Raw genomic sequence first — 3,034 nt, forward strand, 5'->3', positions numbered from 1 at the left:
CGCCGCATGTGCATCGGACGCCGGTTCTGACCTCGCAATTCCTGAACGATCTGACCGGGGCCGAACTGTTCTTCAAATGCGAGAACCTGCAAAAGGCCGGCGCGTTCAAGGCGCGCGGGGCCAGCAACGCGGTCTTTGGGCTGCGCGACGATCAGGCGGCCAAAGGGGTCGCCACGCATTCCAGCGGCAATCACGGCACCTGCCTGTCCTATGCTGCGGGCCGTCGCGGCATCCCTTGCACCGTCGTCATGCCCCATACCGCACCTCAGGCCAAGAAGGATGCCGTGCGCGGCTATGGCGGGCGGGTGGTGGAATGCGAACCCTCGACCAGCTCGCGCGAGGCAGTCTTTGCCAAGGTCGTCGCCGAAACCGGGGCCGAATTCGTCCACCCCTATAACGATCCGCGCGTGATCGCGGGTCAGGCCACCTGCAGCGCCGAGCTGATCGAACAGGTCGCGGGGCTGGATGCCGTCATTGCCCCCATCGGCGGCGGCGGCATGGTCTCGGGCACCTGCCTGACGCTGTCGAACCTGGCGCCCAAGGTCAGGATCTATGCCGCGGAACCGCTGAATGCCGACGATGCCGCGCGCAGCTTTCGCGCCGGTCACATCATCGCCGACGACGCGCCCGAAACCGTGGCCGACGGGCTGAAAGTGCCGCTGAAGGACCTGACCTGGCACTTTGTCCAGAACCATGTCACCGACATCCTGACCGCGACCGAGGATCAGATCGTGGACGCGATGAAGCTGATCTGGAAGCGCATGAAGATCGTGATGGAGCCATCCAGCGCCGTGCCGCTGGCCACCATCCTTGCCAATCCCGAAACCTTCGCCGGCAAGCGCGTCGGCATCATCATCACCGGCGGCAATGTCGATCTTGACCGCCTGCCGTGGAACTGAGGAGCTTTGCCATGAACGCCAAAACTGATTTCGCGGGTTACGAGGTCGGCTACGACATCCCCGCACTGCCCGGCATGAATGAGGCCGACATCCAGACCCCCTGCCTTGTGCTGGATCTGGACGCGCTGGAACGCAACATCAAGAAGATGGGCGATTACGCATCGGCCCACGGCATGCGCCACCGCAGCCATGGCAAGATGCACAAATCCGTCGATGTGCAAAAGCTGCAGGAATCCCTGGGCGGCGCGGTCGGGGTCTGCTGCCAGAAGGTTAGCGAGGCCGAGGTCTTTGCCCGTGGCGGCATCAAGGACATTCTGGTCAGCAATCAGGTTCGCGACCCGGCCAAGATCGAACGGCTGGCGCGGCTGCCCAAGCTGGGATCGCGCATCATCGTCTGTGTCGACGATCTGGCGAACGTGGCCGACCTGTCGGCGGCGGCGCAAAAGCATGGCACCACGCTGGAGATCTTTATCGAGATCGACTGCGGTGCGGGGCGGTGCGGTGTCACGACCTCGGATGCCGTGGTGGCGATTGCCAAGGCGGTCGATGCCGCACCGGGACTGAAATTCACCGGCATCCAGGCCTATCAGGGCGCGATGCAGCACATGGACAGCTTTGCCGACCGCAAGGCCAAGCTGGACGCCGCCATCGCGCAGGTGCGTGACGCCGTGGCCGCGCTGGAAGAAGCGGGGCTTTCGCCGGAACTCGTCTCGGGCGGGGGCACGGGGTCCTATTACTTTGAAAGCAATTCCGGCGTTTACAACGAATTGCAATGCGGCAGCTACGCCTTCATGGATGCCGATTACGGCCGCATCAAGGACGCGGACGGCAAGCGCATCGACGCGGGCGAATGGGAAAACGCGCTGTTCATCCTGACCAGCGTCATGAGCCACGCCAAGGCCGACAAGGCGATCTGCGACGCGGGCCTGAAGGCGCAATCGGTCGATAGCGGCCTGCCCTTTGTCTATGGCCGCGACGATGTGGAATACATCAAATGCAGCGACGAACACGGTGTCATCGCCGATCCCAAGGGCGTGTTGAAGGTCAATGACAAGCTGCGCCTTGTCCCCGGCCATTGCGACCCGACCTGCAACGTCCATGACTGGTATGTCGGCGTGCGAAACGGCAAGGTCGAGGCCGTCTGGCCGGTTTCCGCACGCGGAAAGGGCTATTGATGCTGATCGTTCCCGAACGCGAGATCGGGGGTCTGATGACCCCCGAAGCGGCCTTTGACGCCATCGAGGCGGTATTTGCCGCCATGGATGCCGGACAGGCCCATAACTTTCCGGTGGTGCGCGAAGCCATCGGGCATGAGGACGCGCTTTACGGCTTCAAGGGCGGCTTCGATGCTGCCGGGCTGACGCTGGGGCTGAAGGCCGGGGGCTATTGGCCCAATAACGGCAAGCGCAACCTGATCAATCACCAGTCCACGGTGTTTCTGTTCGACGCCGATACTGGCCGGGTCGCGGCAGCGGTGGGGGGCAACCTGCTGACCGCGCTCCGCACGGCGGCGGCTTCGGCGGTGTCGATCAAATACCTTGCCCCTAAGGGTGCCAAGGTGCTGGGCATGATCGGTGCGGGCCACCAATCGGCCTTCCAGATGCGCGCCGCAGCCCGCGTCCATGCCTTTGAAAAGGTCATCGGCTGGAACCCCCACCCCGAAATGCTGACCCGTCTGGCCGACACCGCCGCCGAACTGGGCCTGCCCTTCGAGGCGGTCGAGCTGCCCGAACTGGGCGCGCAGGCAGATGTCATCATCTCAATCACCTCGGCGTTCTCGCCCTTGCTGATGAACGCGCATGTGACCGGGGAAACCCATATCGCCGCCATGGGCACGGACACCAAGGGCAAGCAGGAACTGGACCCCGCGCTGGTCGCCCGCGCAAAGCTTTACACCGACGAGGTGGCGCAATCCGTCAGCATCGGTGAATTCCAGCACGCCATTGCGCAAGGGCTGGTCCGCGAAGACCAGATCACCCGCCTTGGCGCGGTCGTCAACGGCACCGATCCGGGCCGCGACGGCGCCGAACTGACCATCTTCGACGGCACCGGCGTCGGCCTGCAAGACCTCGCCGTCGCCGCAAAAGTCACACAGATCGCCAAGGAAAAAGGCGTCGCGCTGGAAGTGGAGGTCT

General features: G+C 64.0%; 3 protein-coding genes. All 3 read left to right on the top strand.

Annotated elements, in window-relative coordinates; genetic code table 11:
* The coding region (gene bhcB / locus FN835_RS20940; protein ID WP_142665165.1) for a beta-hydroxyaspartate dehydratase BhcB at positions 1–899 on the top strand (899 nt) is incomplete at its 5' end.
* Between the two features lie 11 nt (positions 900–910).
* Positions 911–2,074: a 3-hydroxy-D-aspartate aldolase BhcC gene (bhcC, locus tag FN835_RS20945; RefSeq protein ID WP_142665166.1), complete on the top strand. Its 1,164-nt coding sequence runs from the start codon at positions 911–913 to the stop codon at positions 2,072–2,074.
* A partial coding sequence (gene bhcD / locus FN835_RS20950) for an iminosuccinate reductase BhcD (protein ID WP_142665167.1) occupies positions 2,074–3,034 on the top strand: 961 nt, incomplete at its 3' end. The genes bhcC and bhcD, both read left to right, overlap by 1 nt.

The sequence above is a fragment of the Paracoccus laeviglucosivorans genome (assembly GCF_900182695.1).
Lineage (GTDB): Bacteria > Pseudomonadota > Alphaproteobacteria > Rhodobacterales > Rhodobacteraceae > Paracoccus > Paracoccus laeviglucosivorans.